Annotated in this window: 18 protein-coding genes; 12 read left to right on the forward strand and 6 right to left on the reverse strand. The window is 46.2% G+C overall.

The annotated features are described in order from the left end of the window. The first annotated feature begins 24 nt into the window (after positions 1–24). Positions 25–1374: an MATE family efflux transporter gene (locus tag AAA946_RS20520; RefSeq protein ID WP_338166607.1), complete on the forward strand. Its 1350-nt coding sequence runs from the start codon at positions 25–27 to the stop codon at positions 1372–1374. 188 nt (positions 1375–1562) lie between these two features. Here the strand turns inward: AAA946_RS20520 and hutZ are convergent, their stop codons facing one another. From hutZ to hutW, 3 genes are all read right to left on the reverse strand, one after another. Further along, a complete protein-coding gene (hutZ, locus tag AAA946_RS20525; RefSeq protein ID WP_338166608.1) occupies positions 1563–2099 on the reverse strand; it encodes a heme utilization protein HutZ in 537 nt (178 codons plus the stop codon). A 68-nt stretch (positions 2100–2167) separates the two neighbouring features. Beyond that, on the reverse strand, positions 2168–2674 hold the full coding sequence (hutX, locus tag AAA946_RS20530; RefSeq protein WP_338166609.1) for a heme utilization cystosolic carrier protein HutX: 507 nt from the start codon (positions 2672–2674) through the stop codon (positions 2168–2170). A gap of 8 nt (positions 2675–2682) precedes the next feature. Next, complete coding sequence (gene hutW / locus AAA946_RS20535; protein ID WP_338166610.1) at positions 2683–4110, reverse strand: heme anaerobic degradation radical SAM methyltransferase ChuW/HutW; 1428 nt, start codon at positions 4108–4110, stop codon at positions 2683–2685. Between the two features lie 320 nt (positions 4111–4430). Here hutW and AAA946_RS20540 point away from each other — a divergent pair, with 320 nt between their 5' ends. From AAA946_RS20540 to AAA946_RS20555, 4 genes are all read left to right on the forward strand, one after another. Continuing rightward, positions 4431–5624, forward strand: a complete 1194-nt coding sequence (locus AAA946_RS20540) for an ISL3 family transposase (RefSeq protein WP_338164865.1) — start codon at positions 4431–4433, stop codon at positions 5622–5624. 13 nt (positions 5625–5637) lie between these two features. Beyond that, entirely contained in the window at positions 5638–6471 is an 834-nt protein-coding gene (locus tag AAA946_RS20545; protein WP_445206127.1) for a heme/hemin ABC transporter substrate-binding protein, read from the forward strand. Positions 6472–6575: 104 nt separating this feature from the next. Continuing rightward, positions 6576–7610, forward strand: coding sequence for a FecCD family ABC transporter permease (locus AAA946_RS20550; RefSeq protein WP_338166612.1), 1035 nt, complete (start codon positions 6576–6578; stop codon positions 7608–7610). Then, positions 7607–8437, forward strand: coding sequence for a heme ABC transporter ATP-binding protein (locus tag AAA946_RS20555; protein WP_338166613.1), 831 nt, complete (start codon positions 7607–7609; stop codon positions 8435–8437). The genes AAA946_RS20550 and AAA946_RS20555 overlap by 4 nt, the downstream gene beginning before the upstream one ends. A gap of 96 nt (positions 8438–8533) precedes the next feature. On the opposite strand, the gene AAA946_RS20560 is transcribed toward AAA946_RS20555, so the two are convergent. After that, a complete protein-coding gene (locus AAA946_RS20560) occupies positions 8534–8995 on the reverse strand; it encodes a TetR/AcrR family transcriptional regulator (protein ID WP_338166614.1) in 462 nt (153 codons plus the stop codon). Positions 8996–9497: 502 nt separating this feature from the next. Between AAA946_RS20560 and AAA946_RS20565 the strand changes: the two genes are divergently transcribed. After that, positions 9498–9797, forward strand: a complete 300-nt coding sequence (locus AAA946_RS20565; RefSeq protein WP_338166615.1) for a YfcZ/YiiS family protein — start codon at positions 9498–9500, stop codon at positions 9795–9797. Between the two features lie 47 nt (positions 9798–9844). Here AAA946_RS20565 and AAA946_RS20570 read toward each other — a convergent pair whose 3' ends face one another. Continuing rightward, positions 9845–10141 carry a YnjH family protein gene (locus AAA946_RS20570; protein WP_338166616.1) on the reverse strand — a complete coding sequence of 99 codons (297 nt, stop codon included), beginning with the start codon at positions 10139–10141 and terminating at the stop codon, positions 9845–9847. A gap of 60 nt (positions 10142–10201) precedes the next feature. Between AAA946_RS20570 and AAA946_RS20575 the strand changes: the two genes are divergently transcribed. The 3 genes from AAA946_RS20575 (at position 10202) to AAA946_RS20585 (ending at position 12766) form a co-directional block, all read left to right on the forward strand. Continuing rightward, on the forward strand, positions 10202–10804 hold the full coding sequence (locus AAA946_RS20575; protein ID WP_338166617.1) for a hypothetical protein: 603 nt from the start codon (positions 10202–10204) through the stop codon (positions 10802–10804). Positions 10805–10946: 142 nt separating this feature from the next. Next, positions 10947–11135 (forward strand): hypothetical protein, encoded by a 189-nt coding sequence (locus tag AAA946_RS20580; RefSeq protein ID WP_338166618.1) that lies wholly within the window; start codon positions 10947–10949, stop codon positions 11133–11135. Positions 11136–11161: 26 nt separating this feature from the next. After that, positions 11162–12766 carry an SgrR family transcriptional regulator gene (locus tag AAA946_RS20585; RefSeq protein WP_338166619.1) on the forward strand — a complete coding sequence of 535 codons (1605 nt, stop codon included), beginning with the start codon at positions 11162–11164 and terminating at the stop codon, positions 12764–12766. Between the two features lie 20 nt (positions 12767–12786). Here the strand turns inward: AAA946_RS20585 and AAA946_RS20590 are convergent, their stop codons facing one another. Further along, positions 12787–13686, reverse strand: a complete 900-nt coding sequence (locus tag AAA946_RS20590) for a LysR family transcriptional regulator (protein ID WP_338166620.1) — start codon at positions 13684–13686, stop codon at positions 12787–12789. A 167-nt stretch (positions 13687–13853) separates the two neighbouring features. Between AAA946_RS20590 and AAA946_RS20595 the strand changes: the two genes are divergently transcribed. From AAA946_RS20595 to AAA946_RS20605, 3 genes are all read left to right on the forward strand, one after another. Next, positions 13854–15545 carry an L-lactate permease gene (locus AAA946_RS20595; protein ID WP_338166621.1) on the forward strand — a complete coding sequence of 564 codons (1692 nt, stop codon included), beginning with the start codon at positions 13854–13856 and terminating at the stop codon, positions 15543–15545. 149 nt (positions 15546–15694) lie between these two features. Continuing rightward, positions 15695–16453, forward strand: coding sequence for a (Fe-S)-binding protein (locus tag AAA946_RS20600; protein WP_338166622.1), 759 nt, complete (start codon positions 15695–15697; stop codon positions 16451–16453). Continuing rightward, positions 16450–17886, forward strand: coding sequence for a LutB/LldF family L-lactate oxidation iron-sulfur protein (locus AAA946_RS20605; RefSeq protein WP_338166623.1), 1437 nt, complete (start codon positions 16450–16452; stop codon positions 17884–17886). The genes AAA946_RS20600 and AAA946_RS20605 overlap by 4 nt, the downstream gene beginning before the upstream one ends. Positions 17887–17898: the final 12 nt, after the last annotated feature.

Raw genomic sequence — 17898 nt, forward strand, 5'->3', positions numbered from 1 at the left:
ACCCACTATCACCCGGGGTTATTTATGAAGCGCATCTTGTCTCTCGCGACACCACTCATCATTTCACAACTCATCGCTATGGCGCTCGTGCTTACTGACGTCTGGATGATGGCACAATTGAGTGTCAGTGATCTTGCAGGCGGTGGGCTTGGTGCGTCAGTGTATACCTTTGTTTTTCTTGTTGCGGGCAGCACCGTTGGCTGCGTTGCTAATTTAATCGCCATAGCATACGGACAAAGTGTCGCCAGACCAGAGCACGGTAAAAAGCAAGTTCGCCTCGCCGTGAAAGGGGCGGTAATGCTGTCGTTACTTCTGACTACCGTATTGACGTCGGCGTTTATTTTCGCCCCCGAGTTTTTACGATTAGCCAAGCAACCAGAACAGATCATCGTCGTTGCGATGACCTATCTCGATACACTCAAATGGGCAATGCTACCAACACTTTTACTGTTAATCCTTCGAGGATTGACCAGCAATTATGGTGACGCTAAATCCGTTATGGTCATGTCGCTCGCCACCGTATCGTTAAATGTACCGTTCAGTTACCTGCTCGCGTTCAATATGGGATGGGGCATTGCTGGTCTCGGGTTTGGAACCACGCTCGCTGCCACTCTTGTGCTGTTTGGCTATGGTTATTGGGTGTTTAGACGACCGACTTACTATCGATTTGCTCCCTGGCTCCACCTGGAAGAGTATGAGTGGCGCTTAATGTTACCATTGCTGTCTATGGGGATCCCTATTGCTATCGCGGCAGCACTTGAAATGGGACTCATTTATGGCGGGACATTGATGGCTGGCTTTATCGGAGTCACCGCACTTGCATTACATCAGATCTTACTGCAATGCCTAAGCTTTACTTGGAACATCAATTTCGGCTTCTCTCAAGCAGCAGCGATTTTAGTGGGTAAAGAGTTCGGTAGTGATAATCTCGATGGTGTGAAAGCGGTATCCAAACGCAGCTTTGCCCTAGTCACTATTTTAAGTGCAGTATTAGCGGTTGTTTTCATCGTTTGGCCAGAAGCGATTGCTAACTTATTCCAACTTGATGGCGAAGGCGAACACACCCTTACCAATATGCTTTCTTCATTAATATGGGTCGTGGCACTATGTTTCGTCGTTGATGCTTGGCAGCTGCTGGCTATTAACCTTCTTCGGGGGATGAAAATCGTCGCTTTGCCAACCATCATGACTGCGATTGGTTATTGGATTTTTGGCCTTCCTGCCGCTTGGCTATTGATGTCTCATTACGAGCTGGCTGGGATCTGGGGAGGTATTTTGGTTGGCCTTGCCGCAACTGGAGTGCTTTTGCTCGCTCAATTAGTTTATGAACTAAGGACAGCTTCTCGACCAAATCTGGTTCATGGTAGCGTGTAGAGCAGTATTAAATAGCCGTCATCCTCACGCGTGTGAGGATCTTTGTTAGCAGCTAATGCGCTCGATTTATGTGAGTCACTCACTGTGAAGGATCCCCTTTTTCAAGGGGATGACACTATGCTTTGTGTGACACTATGCTTTGTGTGACACTATGCTTTTGCGTAAAGGCTGTGCAACCAAAGAATCAATTAAGCTTCTGAATCAGCCACTTTGCGATGACCTTCTTGAAGATGAACAAAGTCTACTAAATCATCACCTGAGACTTGATAGGCTTGACCAAAGCCCTTAACAAACAGACCATGTTCCGCTTTTAAGTTAAACAAAACGAAATCTTCTAGCTGACTTAATCCGTCAATGATTTCACCAAAGCGCTCCTTCATTTGGCTCACGACCCGCTGCCATTGCTCAGTATCACGTGTGACAACAGTGGCAACGGCATCAAAGGTTAAACGCTTTCTAGCAAACAGCTGCTTACTCTCCGTTTCATCTTCAATCATCATTAACGATACATTTGGGTTTTGCTCTAAGTTACGGGCATGACGTGCAATTTGAGAAATGAGAACAAAGTAGCCATCTTGATTTTGTACAAATGGCGCATAGCTGACATTTGGGCGACCTTCTTGGTCAACCGTTGCTAATTGAATGGTTTTGCGCTCTTGACGAAACTCTTTAATTTCCGGGCCTAAACGTCCTTGCAGGCGCTCTTGCTTAACTTGTTGATCCATGTTGAAACCTCACTTTCTCTAATAATTATAATCAATTTTTAATGCGATATACTTTTGTAACTGTTTGTCTAGCCACGCAGTTGTTGCTGTAGTGCCTTGAAGCTATTTACTTGCTCTGGGAACAGTACACGTTTCTTATCTCTCCCTAGGTAGATTTTGAATACGTTGTTTCCCGCTTCATCAAAGAAACCGAAGTAATGGCTTTCGTTGCCCATGAAAGGTTTACTTACCAGCGCCACGGTTTTAATCAAATCAAGCTTCAAATGGCCATGTAGCTCACCTTCTTTACCCATGAGGTTATAGTAGCCTCGTGCGACCTTGCCTTTTGGAAATGGCGCTTTGACCTCAAAGATAGAACCAAACGAGTGGACAATCGTCGTCACCGGGCCCCAAGTCGTGATGGACTCTAAGATGTGTTGAGCTACATCACCCTTCTCGAACGCGACCATATTTTCTGGCATGGCACATACAACATCACGTTCACTGACTCCCAGCTTTTCTGCGATAGCCGATGGCAGCAGTGACGGTTCGGTTTCTAAGATATGTGCAACATTTTGCTTCAATTCAATTGTCATTCTATTTCCTATGCAGCGTTCATTTTCGCTTTGTTCTGCTTCTGCGCCGTAGTGGCATGCGGATGCCCTATGCCGCTTGGCATCTGTGGTTTATCTTTAATCATGGTGTTAATCGCGGCGATCGCTCCTTGGGCTAACGTCACCGCCCAAAACGCTCCCGCTACAGTCAGCTCGAGGTAGTCTCGGTGTCGTTCGACAAGTCCATGCTGTTGCCAAACGTCAAATAGTGGTGTCAGCAGTTCGAACGTGTCTTGGCCTTCAAAGCTCACGAGCATGCTTCTTCGCACGATACCGCTATCAAAACCTGCTTTAAGACTGGCCAATACAGGTTCGTAATCGCTTTGCTTGCTCATCATCGCAATCGTCGTATCGCCCGCACGCATCGCGGCCATATAAGCGTCAAGCGTTCGATGATGCATCATTCCATAGCCACCAATGTTTCCACCCGCTCCCGCGCCAATCGGTAACACTTCGGCAAATGTTTTCGCGACACTGTTATACTGACTGCGCTCTCGGTTATCTCTAGCCCAGTGGTTAACGCTTAACTGCTTAATGAAATGCGTGTTCATGAAGTTGACACCCAGTTCATACATTGCCGCTTTCTCTGCCGAAGATGCCGGTGCAGGCGAACGCCCTTTTTGTACCAAGTCCATCATTGGTGCCGAGCCTCCAACCACCAATTGATACAGGTCAACACCATGGGCACCTGTTGCCAGATAGTCGTTTAGGTCTTGCTCAAACACATCTAAGGTTTGGTAAGGAAGCCCGTAAAGAAGATCAATAACGATTGGAGCCTCGTCTCTGGCCGCAAGTTCTGATACTCGCTTCATCACGACCTCACGGTCATCAAGTCGCTTAGCACTCCTTCTCACTTTAGTATCGAAACTCTGAATGCCAAAAGAGAAACGGTTGAATCCCCCTTCCAACGCACTCTCAAACATTTCGTCACTAAACCGATTAGTACGACCCTCTAACGTAATTTCGCAATCTGTAGCTAATGGAAAGGAAGCATAAATGGCTTTTCCTAGTCGACGTACCTGATCAGGAGACAGGTCCGTAGGCGTCCCGCCACCTATGTATACCGCATGAAACAAACCACTTTGCGTCCACTCCAGTTGCGATTTGATTTCAATCTCTTTCATGAGCGCTTCAAAGTAGTCATCGATCAATCGACGACTCGAGGCATTCTGGAAAAAGTTGCAAAACGTACAGCGAACACGGCAAAACGGAATATGAATGTATAAACAGCGTTTTTTATTGCGGGACGTAGACTGAGCAGTTAGTTGATGAAACAGACCGTCATACTGTGCTTGTGGTACCGGTTTTCCCATACCTCCTGCATGGGGCGATGTTTTCCTACCGAATGCAAATCGAAGTGGATCGGGGCTATTCACCCCAAAATGCGATTCATTGAGTTGACTTAAATCAATTTTCATAACTGCTCACGATTGGTATCAATGCCTTGTTGTATAAGGCTTAATCTAAAACGCAAAAGATCATAATCGTACGAAAATGATTATGCAAATGATAATTGATATTATTTTCACTACGATGCATACTCTTATCAAACTATGGGCTATACACATGCTGTGAGCTCACCAGATAACTTAATGGACAACACTGGCTTCCCTAGGATCCTCATAATGAAACACGCTTTAAAAAGGTTCATCGCGGATTAGCGGGAGCTGAAAACAAAAACGGTAGTTAATGGTATGGTTACATCGCCAAACACAACCTGCCAAAAACTACCGTTTTCATGTCGAATAATACTTTCCTATCTTCCTTCTGGGAAGGCTTTGAAATCATAAAGTCCCACAAAACTGACTCCTTAATTACAATCACCTTGAAGCCTGACTCTACCGCTCACTGCCAATGCGGTCGCTCATCCGACTCTATTCATGACTACCAATGGCGAGTGCTAAAAGAAACAATGATGTTCGATATTCCTGTTGAGCTTTTGGTACAAACTCGACGGATAAACTGTCCTGACTGTGGCGTAAAAACGGAAGCTATACCATGGGTTGCACCATATGCTCGAATCACAAATCGCTTGAAGGGCTATATTGAAAAGTTACTGCCCCTATTGCCTATCAAGCATATCTCCGAGCTGACCGGAGTGCATTGGCATACGATTAAAGAAATTGATAAACAACGTCTTAAGCGAGTTGTGCCAACGGTGCCTTGGAGTGATTTGCGTCAACTTGTTATGGACGAGTTCGCCATCTTCAAGGGGCACAGATATGCGACGGTCATTGCTGATGCTCAAACACACCAAGTGCTTTGGATTGGCATAGGCCGAAGCCGAAAGGACATTCGCCCATTCTTTGAAGAGCTCGGCGACAATGCCGTCAACATTGAAGTTGTGGCAATGGATATGAACACAGCTTTTGACCTTGAAGTGCAGGCGCATTGCCCAAATGCTCGTATTGTCTATGACATGTTTCATGTTGTAGCCAAGTTCGGTCGAGAGGTCATGGATAGGGTTCGTGTAGACCAAGCAAATCAATTAAAAACGGACAAGAAAGCACGTCGTTGGATAAAACGTTCCCGTTGGGTGCTTCTGAAAAACCGAGAGAACTTGAACGTAAAACAACAGAGTTATCTTGATGAAATACTCTCAATCAACCGAGACCTCATGATCACTCATCTGCTTGGAGCTCAACTCAAGGAACTTTGGTATTGTGACTCAGAGGAGCACGCTAAAGGTTTATGGGAAGTATGGTGGCAGCAGGTGAATGAAAGTGGCATACAACCTCTTATTAATTTTGCTAGAAAGCTCAAACCTTACCTTCACGGAATAGTGGCATCAGCTTCATACCATCTGAATACTTGCACCTTGGAAGGTATCAATAACAAGATAAAACTCATCAAGCGAATGGGTTATGGTTACCGAGACACGGACTACTTCTTTCTAAAGATTAAAGCGGCCTTCCCCGGAAAGCCGCGATGAACCTTTAAAAAAGATACTTTTGGTGGGTACTGCACTCTCTTTTCCTTTTAGTCTAGCTTTTGCTAACAATGCGGAGAAAATCGTCAGTGCGGGTGCGTCGGTCACAGAATTAATCTTTGCGCTAGACGCACAATCACAACTTGTCGGCGTCGACGTAACGAGCATTACACCCGAGGACTCAGCACTGCCTAAAGTGGGGTATCACCGGGCATTGTCTTCAGAAGGTCTTCTTGCACTTCAGCCGACCATCATCATTGGCTCAGATGAAATGGGCCCAAAACCGACATTAGATCAATTGCAACGTGTCGGTGTTGAGATACAGGTCGTCGATAGCGCCCCTACAATCGATGGATTAAACAAGCGCATTGATCAAATCGCAGCGCTTACTCACTCCGAAGAAAAAGTGCCCGCTCTTAAGGCGGCCATCGATGAACAAGTAAAAGCTCTAAAATCCAATCAACCTAACGAGAACAAAGCGAAGAAAGTCCTCTTTTTGCTTATTCATGAAGGACGTCCAGCAAATGTCGCGGGCAGTGACACCACACCAGATGCCATCATCACTCTAGCGGGTGGCATCAATCCTGCCGCTGCTTCTTTGACCTCCTACAAACCCATCTCCAATGAATCCATCATTGAAATGCAACCAGATGTCGTACTCGTTAGCGGTCGCAGTCACGCCAAACTTGGTGGTAGTGCCGCAATTATCGAAGCACTTCCTATGCTGTCGGCCACACCAGCGGGAATTAACAATGCCATTTTGACGATCGATGGCCATGCATTAGTTGGCGGCCTCGGCCTGAAAAGCCTAGAAGAAGCCAAGCGAATAAACGCCCTGCTCTATCCATAAATCGACCAGCTCATTGGCTCATTTAGAATGAGCCTCTTTTGTCCCGCTTCCGGATTGCAACCTAAATCAACGCCCAGCTTTGCTGGGCTTGCTATAAGAACAGTATGCTAAGAAATTTTTCCAACACTCTCGTATTTTCAGCATTTGCACTATTGCTCGCGGTCTCCTCGGTGTACTCCATTACCGTCGGCCCCATGAATATTTCGTTCTGGGAAAGCGTCACCTCATTGACCACGAAAACAAACGATCTCGCGCCACATATCAATTTAGTTATTCACGACATACGCCTACCACGAACGCTTCTTTGTATGTTGGTGGGCGCAATTCTCGCTGTATGCGGCGCAGTGATGCAGGGGCTTTTTCGTAACCCGTTGGCTGAACCCGGAATCATCGGTGTTTCCGCAGGTGCATCACTAGGGGGAGCGCTAGCGATTGTTGGGTTTGCCGCGATGGGAATCACTTTCCCCGAGTTTATGGCATTAATGGTGGTACCTGTCTTCGCATTCTTCGGCGGCGCACTGACAACGATTCTGGTCTATCGATTAGGCACCAGTAAATTTGGCACCTCTGTTACCATTATGCTGCTTGCCGGCGTTGCGATTAGCGCTTTATCAGGGGCTGCAATAGGCTATTTAAACTTCATCGCCGATGACCAAATGTTAAGAGATTTGTCACTATGGTCAATGGGGTCGTTGGCAGGAGCCAGTTGGGGAAAAATTGCATTATCTGCGATCACATTCCTAGTGCTGTTTTGCTACTTCCATAAAAAATCGATGGCGCTCAACGCTCTATTACTTGGCGAGTCAGAAGCGAAGCATCTTGGTATTCCGGTACAACGACTCAAAAGGCAATTAATACTACTAACCGCCGTGGGGGTCGGAGTGACAGTGAGTGTTTCCGGCCTTATTGGATTCATCGGCTTGGTTATTCCCCATTTGGGCAGGATGCTCGCAGGCCCTGATCACCGTACCTTGCTGCCTTTATCTGCGCTACTTGGAGCCTTGCTAATGACTGCTGCCGATATGGTTGCACGCGTCGCTGTTGCGCCAGCTGAGCTGCCCGTTGGTATTGTTACCGCCATAGTGGGAGCGCCATTCTTCTTATATCTGCTATTTCAGCAAAAAGGAAAAATCCTATGAGCCTTGCGCGCGATATCGACATTGCCAACCCTTTTCATCAATCTGTTCCCCATGATGTCGCCATTTCAGCTCGCGGCATTCGCATGCAATTTGGTGACAGAGTCATACTCGATGACATTGATATCGATCTGTATTCAGGCCAGGTCACAACTCTACTTGGCCCTAATGGCGCAGGAAAAAGTACCTTACTGAAACTTCTTTGTGGGGAGACCCCTTCCGATTTTGATATTCGCTACTTTGGCAAGCAAAGGGCACAATGGCCTGCGCAGCGGTTGTCAAAACATCTGGGGCTACTTCCGCAACACAGCACCTTGTCCTTTCCTTTTCTCGCTTCTGAAGTGGTTGAGTTGGGCGCTATCCCTTTAGAGATGTGTCATCACGCGACACGCTCGCTTGCCAAACGTTATATGCAGTCGGCGGATGTAGAACACCTAGCTAGCCGCCTTTATCCTTCACTCTCGGGAGGTGAGAAACAGCGTGTTCACCTAGCCCGAGTATTAACGCAATTACATCAATCTGGCGATCAAAAGATCCTAATGTTAGATGAACCCACCTCTGCATTGGATTTGTCTCATCAACACAATACCTTAGCGATTGCAAGGCAGCTCGCGGACACGCAAAATGCTGCGGTTGTCGTTGTTCTACATGATCTAAACCTCGCATCACAGTACTCAGACCGGCTGCTAGTGCTAGATAGAGGCAAGGTTGTCGCAGACGGCGCTCCATGGAAAGCACTCACCAGTGACTTGATCAACAAAGTCTACGGGTATCAGTCCTTGGTAACCAAACACCCAACCCACGACTTTCCAATTGTGTTACCGCAATAAAATTGGTTTGTGTCTATGCCCTGTAAACAACATAGACACAAAAAAACCGCTCTAAAAAGAGCGGTTTCTCATCTTACTGCCTTAAACAGCGATAAGTTACTTAGACAACTGAATCAATGAACGACCAATAAGCCATTCCAATTCTTTATCGCTGCCTTCACCGTACTGTGTTTCTACCAACTTATACAGACGATCAATACCCTTAGAAGCAAACTCATGTGAGTTTTCGGAAGTAACAACATGATGGAACAGAAGCTTTAGGATTGCTAGAAACTCCTGGTTTTTCAGCGAGTTAATCCAACTTCCCGTAAACCCATCAATACCTTTTTCAAACTCTAAGTGTTCAACAAACATCTTGAAAATACGTCCATCGAGCGCGGCGGTAAAGTCCGTTTTCTTTGGAAAGTGGTGACTAATCCCAGTTCTTGATATGCCTGTCTGTTGGCTTAATGTGGTATACGACATTTTGTCATACCCAAGACGAATGATCTGATCAACGACCGCTTCCATGATTTTCTGGATCGTAATTTCAGTATCTTCTTTACTACGCTTTGGCATTTCTTAAGCTTCTCTAATCGTTATCTGCGTACGCTGTATGCTATACCATAATTAAAGCAGTGCTCGGTGTAATTTTCTATCCATTTATGTATCAATTTGCTCAAACACAGATTACGGCAATCTGACAACAAACCATACACCACACACATACTTGGTATAGATACCATTTAAAATAATATAAATAATCAAGTAATTGATTAGTAACTTATAAAGTCTATCATTTCACACAATGGCTTGTACTATTCTGTACTATATCATTAGTACAAGAGTCTCATTTTTGAGAACTCAATCACATCATGACAATACTGCTTGCATACTCAAAAGCTATTGATAAACAAATAGATATTCACACTTTTTATCAATTTGAAACCTAATATGACCAGATTCGTGTTCGGTGGTATGCATCATTCACTAACTCGTAGCATAAAAGCAATGAATTTATTGCTGGATACCTTATTTCTACAGCTATAGAATAACCACAGATTTTATGAGAGGTATCGTTATGTCAAACACCTATGAAGAACCAACCGTATGCGACGCTTGTGGCGTTTCTGGAGAAATGGGTTTCATCATCAAGGAAGGCGATGACGTCGCAGAAGTACAACTATTCGGCGAATCGCAAGTTCAACTGCAAGCAGAAATTCAAAAATACATTGATTTGGCTAAGACTGTGTCAGAGAAGGTTGAATTTGAAGTCTCTGAACTTACTGAAGAGAGCAAAGAGCTTAACGCTCGATTCAAATTTGAAGTGAGTGCAGAAAAGCTCATTTTCGAACTGAAAACGCGCTCACTAGCACGCTAAGCCTTAATGCACAAACGGCTAAACGCCGGAGTTGATTAAAGCGAGCATCACTGCTCGCTTTTTAGTGCCTTCCACTTAAGCTGACCATTCATTTCGAAATCTTGCTCAGCGACGCACTGCAATACCACCCCTTCCACGTTGATGACTGCCCCAAGGGAGTAGGCTTTGTCATTGTAATAACAAACACGTTTGCCCAACTTAGAGTCAGAAAGCAGCACCGCCGCTCCCACGTCCGCCCCAGGCGTAGTGATAACCTTCGCCGATAGCGTTGATGCCATCAACCCACCGACAATGGTGAGTATCACAACACGTATTGATTTCCATTGTGAAATTAGTTTTTCCATTGCAAACTACCTAACGTTCCAAAATATCTGTGTTCCAAACTAAAGCGAATCTCAATTACTATGTTTCGATCCACCCTCACCCTGTTGTCACTGCTGTTGATAGTTCCAGTCTCGACTGCGATTGAACTTGATTACTACAAGATCCTCAACCACCTAGACAACTACGGCAACTTGGATCTACGTAACAAACCTTATACCACGCTTCCTGATGGCTTGGTGGTGAAAGGCAACCTAAATATTGCCAAAACACCGATTAAAATGATGCCAAAAAATCTTGAGATCAAAGGTAGCTTAGATGCTTCGGATAGTTTAGTGGAATTCATGCCAAGAGGAACCAAAATCACAGGTTACGCGAACTTTCTAGGCAGCCAACTCAAAGCGTGGCCGCAAGGTGTGATCCCCGGGGGATATATCAATCTTGGTGACACACCAATCGAAAAACTGCCAAACGGCATGATAGTCAACGGTGATCTCAGTCTGGTACGTACTCCTATGACTACCCTACCCGAAGGCATCATTATCGAAGGCAACCTTTATATTGGCGGCTCAAAAATCACTCAATTCCCCAAAACAATGACCGTAAACGGGAATATCTATTTGGGTGGTAACACCATTAAACAATGGCCTGACAACCTCAAACTCGGCGGAGCTGTCGCGCGCTAATTCCCTAAATTGGTTAGCGCTTGAGATAAAGTCGTAAACGTTTCATCAACGATAAAACCGGAACAGTTAGAAAATCTGTTCCGGTTTTATTTTACCCGCGCTCTGTAGTCTATGTTCATCGACAACGAACAGAGAGACAAACATGGCTTTTTTCAACTATGTTGCAAACTACTTCCAATCCACCTATAAATACGAAACCAAAGACACACTGCTAGGTAAGCTGTTTTACCTGTCTCCAGCGAAGCGTGCTGAACGTCTCAATGAGCTCTTCAACACCGAGGCATTTTGGGGTCTAGAGACAAACAAAGATAACAACAACCAAATCAAATAACCGGAACACTTTGTTTAGTGCATAGCATGATCAACAAGCGAAAACTTGAGCTTTACGAAAATCTATTTAATCAATTGGGACCTGGTGAGCATACTGTTACTGTGCTCACCATCGGGGAGTCAATGAACTGCAGTGAACGCCACGCCCGTACTTTGTTAAAGCAGATGTCAGAGCGCAAATGGCTAACATGGACCCCAGCGCGCGGCCGGGGTATGAAGGGGACACTTGTCTGCTTAATGGAACCTTTGGCAGCCTGTTACCAGGAAGTTGAACAGGCAACGAATCAAGGCAAATACGATACGGCTCATAAACTCATTGGCTTTAATAACCGCAATGTTGCCAGTGCGCTCAAGCAATATCTGACACAGGCCACCATCGAAAGTGAAAATACGATTCATGCCCCGTTTCATAGAAAACTGACCTGGTTACATCCGCATCACGCTATGGAGCGAACCGAACGCCATCTAATTCATGAAATATTCCAAACGTTGGTGGTCTCGAAAGACGCAAACATTTGTGGCGAGCTGGCGCATAGCTGGGCTCACTGCGACCACTTTCGCCAATGGACATTTTACTTACGAACCGGCGCCATTTTTCATGACCAAACACCTCTCACCGCCCTAGACGTTGTGGAAAGCCTGCGAGCACTTTCGGCATCGACCTACTGGAAAGGTCTTTATGATCACATTGCGGACATTCATATCGATTCACCGCACCAAATCACGATGACGCTAAACGAGCCTGATCCGCATTTTTTATCGCTACTTTGTCGCTCGGAAGCGGCAATCATGCCAAAAGCTCTAGTGCATCGCGCAGAAAGCGCGTACAAGCCAATTGGCTCAGGTCCATTCTCTGTCACGGTCAATTCAGACAAGCTACTACGTCTTACTAGACATAGCCAATATTCAGGCAACAGTGCTCTTGTAGAGCATATTGAACTGTGGATTCATGAAGAATGGGCAAAAGATAAAAAATGCGCTGAGAACTTTTTCTTTCTTAACGATGAAGAAGAAACCTACAAAGTGTCAACGGCCGATATTGGTTATTTCTTTTTATTGTTGAACCACACTGAACTGCAAAAGCCAACCATCAAACGTCAGCTAGAGTCGCTGTTTTCCAGCGACCACGCTTCATCACTGGCTATCTCACTGCCGGTAAACTTCAGTTTTGAGAACAACAACGAAAATCGTACCTTCGCTAACAAGCTCATGCAGGGACTCGCCCTTGGCGGCTCAAAAGGACACGGCACCCAAGTGATCTATGGACATCCAGCTGCCAATCAAGACCTATCTATTGGAGGTATTCGCTTAGAAGGCGATCGTGCGACCAGCTTGTTCGCCTTTTTTAAACTCTATCCTTATTGGAACAAGAACCTAACTTGGAAACAACAAGATAAACTGCGTCACACGTTGGCATCTGCTCGCCAGTCAATAAACCGCATTGAGAGGGAGCGGCTCTTAGATGACCTACTCGTTTGGTTATATCAAGACAACGTACTGGCGATCATTAAATCCGAAGACTTAACACTCACCATTCCAACCCGAATAGGCGGCGTAGACATTAACTCCATCGGTTGGTGTGACTTCGCAAAGCTTTGGATACAGCAAAAAACACGCTCCATTAACCTTTGAAGCATGTTTCCCCGACTTGCTTAAAAGTAATGGGAAATCGCTAAATACCGAGCACGGATATGCTCTATCAACAATCGTACTTTGTTTGGTGGCTTGCGTGAAAATGGGTATACCGCATAGATGCCGAGTCGCTTACCAACTTGATCGGGAAAAATATCCACCAGCTGACCATCACGAATATCGTGGTACACCAGGCATCTCGGCACATACGCAATTCCGTGTCCCCCCAGTGCCGCTTTACGCAGTGCGCCAGCATTGTCGGTAGAAAAAGATCCTGAGACGCGCACAATGTAGTGCCCCTTACGTCCCATAAACTCCCACTCCGATGCCCCTGTTGTCTGATATGCGTACTGTAGACAGTTATGCTCGGTCAGATCTTCTGGCTCAAGGGGTTTTCGGTTCTTAGCGATATAGGAAGGCGATGCACAGACGACCCATTGAGAATCTAAAATATGACGAGCAATGAGACTCGAATCCTCAAGATAGCCAGTACGGATTACTAAGTCATAACCGCCATCGACCAGATTAACAAAACGATTATCCAAAGACATATCAACGGTGAGTCCTGGGTGCATATTACAAAACTCGGCCACCGCATCGGCTAAAATAAGATCACCGGAAATCGTGGGTACCGACATTTTGATATGGCCGGTCACGTTTTCCCCAAAACCCGATACCGACGCCATCGCCTCCTGGGTGGCATGCTTCACATTTTTGGCACCATGGACTAACGCCTTACCCGCCTCCGTCAGAGTCAATTTGCGCGTTGTTCGATATAATAATTGAACGCCCAACTCTTGCTCCAGCCTAGCTATCCTTTTACTAACTACTGAATTTGTAAGGTTATTTTGTTCAGCCACTCGGCTAAACGCCCCCATTTCAACCACCTGATAAAACAGGATCAAATCGTCTGCACGCATAGTTTTATGTCATTTTTGGAAATAATCATTTTCATTATTTCTCTATATCATCAAAAAATAAAGGGATAAATTCACCCCACCTTAACAACCCTATTACAAAAATAATAAGCACGACACGGCTGACTCATTCAATACCAAGAGTCGGCCAAGACAAAAGGAAGTCGCTAATGTCTGAAACTTTGCTTGCCCTTGTTGCCTTTTCTCCCATTGTGGTTGCTGCCATACTTCTGGTGGGATTGAACTGGCCAGCCAAAAAAGCCATGCCCGTTGCGTTTGGCCTAACTGTAGTCATCGCCCTATTTACGTGGGACATGTCCGTTACACGTGTTTTAGCATCCATTTTCCAAGGGTTCGGCATCACCGTTGCCGTGCTTTGGATTGTGTTTGGCGCCATCTTCTTGCTAAACACACTGAAACACACTGGTGCTATTACAACGATTCGTAATGGCTTTACCGATATATCACCTGACCGCCGCGTTCAGGCCATCATCATCGCTTGGTGTTTCGGGTCCTTCATCGAAGGCGCATCTGGATTTGGTACGCCTGCTGCAATAGCAGCACCTCTATTGGTCGCAATTGGATTTCCTGCTCTTGCCGCAGTGTTAATGGGTATGATGATTCAATCGACTCCCGTCTCTTTTGGGGCAGTTGGCACACCAATCATCGTTGGTGTGAATAAGGGACTAGATACGCATAACATTAGTGAGTCACTGGTTTCCCAAGGTGCGTCATGGGATCTCTACCTTCAGCAAATCACCGCTAACGTTGCCATTATTCATGCCTGTGTGGGTACGCTGATGCCAGTTCTGATGGCAATGATGCTAACTCGCTTTTTTGGCAAAAACCGCAGTTGGACTGAAGGTCTAGATATCCTGCCTTTCGCGCTCTTTGCGGGTGTTGCGTTTACTGTCCCTTACGCATTAACAGGCGTTCTACTAGGTCCTGAGTTCCCATCACTAATTGGTGGTCTGGTTGGCCTTGCGATCGTCGTCAGTGCAGCCAAACGTGGCTTTCTAGTTCCTAAATCCAAGTGGGATTTTGAAAGCGAAGATAAGTGGCCGACAGAATGGCTTGGCTCACTCAAAATGGATCTTAAACAAAATGCTGGAAAACCGATGTCAATGGCGGTGGCATGGTTACCGTACGTTCTTCTAGCAGTTATCCTTGTTGCAAGCCGCGTGAGTAGCGAGTTTAAGGGCTTCCTAACCAGTGTGAGCTTGTCGTTTAGCAATATTCTTGGTGAAACGGGTATTAGCACGGCTATTCAACCGCTGTATCTACCGGGCGGGATCTTAGTCTTCGTTGCTCTACTGGCTGTCATGATTCAATCACGCTCTGCGAAACCACTAATGGCCGCGTTTGGTGAGTCGAGTAAAACGCTGATTGGTGCTGGCTTTGTTCTTGTCTTTACCATTCCTATGGTTCGTATCTTCATTAACTCGGGTGTAAACGGTGCTGATCTCGCAAGTATGCCAGTCACCACCGCCAACTTTGCCTCTGCTTTAGTCGGAGAAGCGTTCCCTGCTTTGAGTGCCACTATTGGCGCACTCGGTGCCTTTATCGCTGGCTCGAACACCGTTTCGAACATGATGTTTAGTCAGTTCCAGTTTGAAGTGGCGCAAACGCTCACAATCTCAACGACCGCCGTGATCGCCTTACAAGCCGTTGGTGCGGCTGCAGGTAACATGATTGCCATCCACAACGTGGTCGCGGCCTCTGCCACCGTTGGCTTACTGGACCGTGAAGGTCTGACATTGAGAAAAACCATTATTCCTACATTCTACTACCTGGTTGTCACTGGCCTTATGGGACTTGCACTGGTGTACGGTTTCCATGTTACCGATGCACTCATGAACTGATTAGGTTTTAGTCAAAGGCGCACTTGCCGACTGTCGGCAAAGTTGTGAAACACTTCAAGAAGGTAAGTGCGCTTATTTTTCATAACCTTACAACTAGTCTATATAAAAATATGAACCCATAAAAACGGGTCTAGTGCTGGAGCAATACAATGCGAATCTATCCCTCAAAACCGAACAAAGTCTACTTCTATGCCACCTGCTTAGTAGACGTATTTGACCCTGAAGCAGGCTTAGATGCTATGACCCTCTTAAAACAGCAAGGCATCGAGGTTGAGTTTGTTGAAAAACAGACCTGTTGCGGACAACCTGCCTACACATCAGGCTATGAATCAGAAGCCAAACAAGTCGCGCAGAGCCAAATGGATCTGTTTCCTGAAGAGTACCCGATTATTGTATTGTCCGGTTCGTGTGGTGGCATGATGCATCACCATTATCGCCGCCTATTTAAAGGCGATAACAATCAAGCTCAAGTTGATAAGTTCTGTGACCGTGTATTTGAACTTACCGAATTTCTCGTCAACGTCTGTCGCGTCAAGCTCAACGACAAAGGCCAGCCGACAAGCGTTGTTATGCACACCTCTTGCGCAGCAAGGCGTGAAATGAACGTCCACGTCACAGCTACAGAGCTACTAAGCCAACTCTCCAATGTCGAGCTTCGTATGCAAGACTATGAAAGCGAATGTTGTGGCTTTGGCGGTAGTTTCTCTGTACGTCACCCGAATATCTCCGAAGCCATGGTGAAAGACAAAACTCACCATATCGAAGCGACCCAATCCGATACACTGGTAAGCGCCGACTGGGGATGCCTTCTCAACATCAATGGTGCGTTTGAATACCAAGGCAAACCCATCAAAGGGCGTCACCTAGCTTCATTTCTTCTTGAGAGAACACAGGAGAATGCACAATGAGTCAAACTCCTGAACAGTTCCACCAGCTCGCCAAAAATGCACTGGGTGATAAACAGCTAAGAGCCAACTTTCGTGGTGCGATGGATTATCTGCGCGATAAGCGTAAGGCAGCGTTTAGTGACGTAGAGGAAGAGAAGCAAATAAGAGATCTAGCCGAATCCATTCGCCAACGCTGCCTTAGTAAGCTTCCTGAACTTCTAGAGCAATTAGAGTTCAATTGCTACAAAAATGGCATTCAAGTTCATTGGGCAGAAAACCCAGAACAAGCGAATGCCATCATTGCTGCTATCGCGAATGAGCACGATGCCAAGCAAATCATCAAAGGCAAATCCATGGTGAGCGAAGAGATCGAGATGAACCACGAGATGGCGAAACTCGGTATTGAATGCTTAGAGAGTGATATGGGCGAATACATCGTTCAACTCGATGGCGACAAACCTTCTCACATCATCATGCCAGCGATTCACAAGAACAAGCAGGAAGTGAGCGACACCTTTGAGCAGCACCTTGATGGATTCAAACCAACGACAGACGTAGACAGCCTGATTCAAACAGGTCGCACTCGCCTAAGACAAAAGTTCTTTGAAGCTGATATTGGTTTATCCGGTGTCAACTTTGCCGTTGCAGAAACAGGCACGCTTTGTCTTGTAGAAAACGAAGGCAACGGACGCATGTCAACAACGGTGCCAAACGTGCACATTGCCATCACTGGTATCGAGAAAGTCGTTGAGTTTTTGTCTGATGTCCCTCCGCTATACAGTGCGCTAACTCGCTCAGCGACAGGGCAAGCCATCACCACTTACTTCAACATGATCACCTCTCCTCGTAAAAACGGCGAAAAAGACGGCCCGCAGGAAGTACATCTCATTCTGCTCGATAACGGACGCAGTCAAGCCTACCGCGATGAAGAGCTTCGTAAGACTCTACAGTGTATTCGCTGCGGCGCGTGCATGAACCACTGCCCGGTCTACACCAAAATTGGCGGTCATGCTTACGGCACGGTTTACCCGGGTCCGATTGGCAAAATCATCTCCCCTCATTTGCTGGGTATGGATAAAACCAAAGATCTTGTTACCGCTTCCAGTCTCTGCGGCGCCTGTGGCGAAGTCTGCCCTGTAAGAATACCGATCCCAGATATGTTGCTTCGCCTACGTAAAGAAGCCAAAAACAAAGCGGAAAAAGAGACGCCACCACTAAAAGGGCAAAATGCCGCCAGCAGTGGCCTTGAAACCGCCGCAATGAAAGGCTTTGCATTCGCCGCTAGCAATCCGAGCTTGTATCACACTGGTACGTACATGGCGACCAAGTTGCAAAACCTTATCCCGAATAAACTCGGCGCTTGGACACAATGTCGAACCAGTCCAAAGCCCGCTAAGCAAACCCTACACCAGATCATGGCAGAACGAAGTAAAGCCAATAGCGATAAGCAGTAACGAGGAGACCAA

This window comes from Vibrio sp. 10N (genome assembly GCF_036245475.1).
Taxonomy (GTDB): domain Bacteria; phylum Pseudomonadota; class Gammaproteobacteria; order Enterobacterales; family Vibrionaceae; genus Vibrio.

Excerpts from the sequence above, each read along its gene's own strand:
- AAA946_RS20555 (WP_338166613.1), top strand. The coding sequence starts at position 7,607 with ATGAGCCTTGCGCGCGATATCGACATTGCCAACCCTTTTCATCAATCT.
- AAA946_RS20600 (WP_338166622.1), top strand. The coding sequence starts at position 15,695 with ATGCGAATCTATCCCTCAAAACCGAACAAAGTCTACTTCTATGCCACC.
- AAA946_RS20605 (WP_338166623.1), top strand. The coding sequence starts at position 16,450 with ATGAGTCAAACTCCTGAACAGTTCCACCAGCTCGCCAAAAATGCACTG.
- AAA946_RS20565 (WP_338166615.1), top strand. The coding sequence starts at position 9,498 with ATGTCAAACACCTATGAAGAACCAACCGTATGCGACGCTTGTGGCGTT.
- AAA946_RS20590 (WP_338166620.1), bottom strand. The coding sequence starts at position 13,686 with ATGCGTGCAGACGATTTGATCCTGTTTTATCAGGTGGTTGAAATGGGG.
- AAA946_RS20575 (WP_338166617.1), top strand. The coding sequence starts at position 10,202 with ATGTTTCGATCCACCCTCACCCTGTTGTCACTGCTGTTGATAGTTCCA.
- AAA946_RS20585 (WP_338166619.1), top strand. The coding sequence starts at position 11,162 with ATGATCAACAAGCGAAAACTTGAGCTTTACGAAAATCTATTTAATCAA.
- AAA946_RS20580 (WP_338166618.1), top strand. The coding sequence starts at position 10,947 with ATGGCTTTTTTCAACTATGTTGCAAACTACTTCCAATCCACCTATAAA.
- hutZ (WP_338166608.1), bottom strand. The coding sequence starts at position 2,099 with ATGGATCAACAAGTTAAGCAAGAGCGCCTGCAAGGACGTTTAGGCCCG.
- AAA946_RS20520 (WP_338166607.1), top strand. The coding sequence starts at position 25 with ATGAAGCGCATCTTGTCTCTCGCGACACCACTCATCATTTCACAACTC.
- AAA946_RS20560 (WP_338166614.1), bottom strand. The coding sequence starts at position 8,995 with ATGCCAAAGCGTAGTAAAGAAGATACTGAAATTACGATCCAGAAAATC.
- AAA946_RS20540 (WP_338164865.1), top strand. The coding sequence starts at position 4,431 with ATGTCGAATAATACTTTCCTATCTTCCTTCTGGGAAGGCTTTGAAATC.
- hutW (WP_338166610.1), bottom strand. The coding sequence starts at position 4,110 with ATGAAAATTGATTTAAGTCAACTCAATGAATCGCATTTTGGGGTGAAT.
- AAA946_RS20550 (WP_338166612.1), top strand. The coding sequence starts at position 6,576 with ATGCTAAGAAATTTTTCCAACACTCTCGTATTTTCAGCATTTGCACTA.
- AAA946_RS20595 (WP_338166621.1), top strand. The coding sequence starts at position 13,854 with ATGTCTGAAACTTTGCTTGCCCTTGTTGCCTTTTCTCCCATTGTGGTT.
- AAA946_RS20570 (WP_338166616.1), bottom strand. The coding sequence starts at position 10,141 with ATGGAAAAACTAATTTCACAATGGAAATCAATACGTGTTGTGATACTC.
- hutX (WP_338166609.1), bottom strand. The coding sequence starts at position 2,674 with ATGACAATTGAATTGAAGCAAAATGTTGCACATATCTTAGAAACCGAA.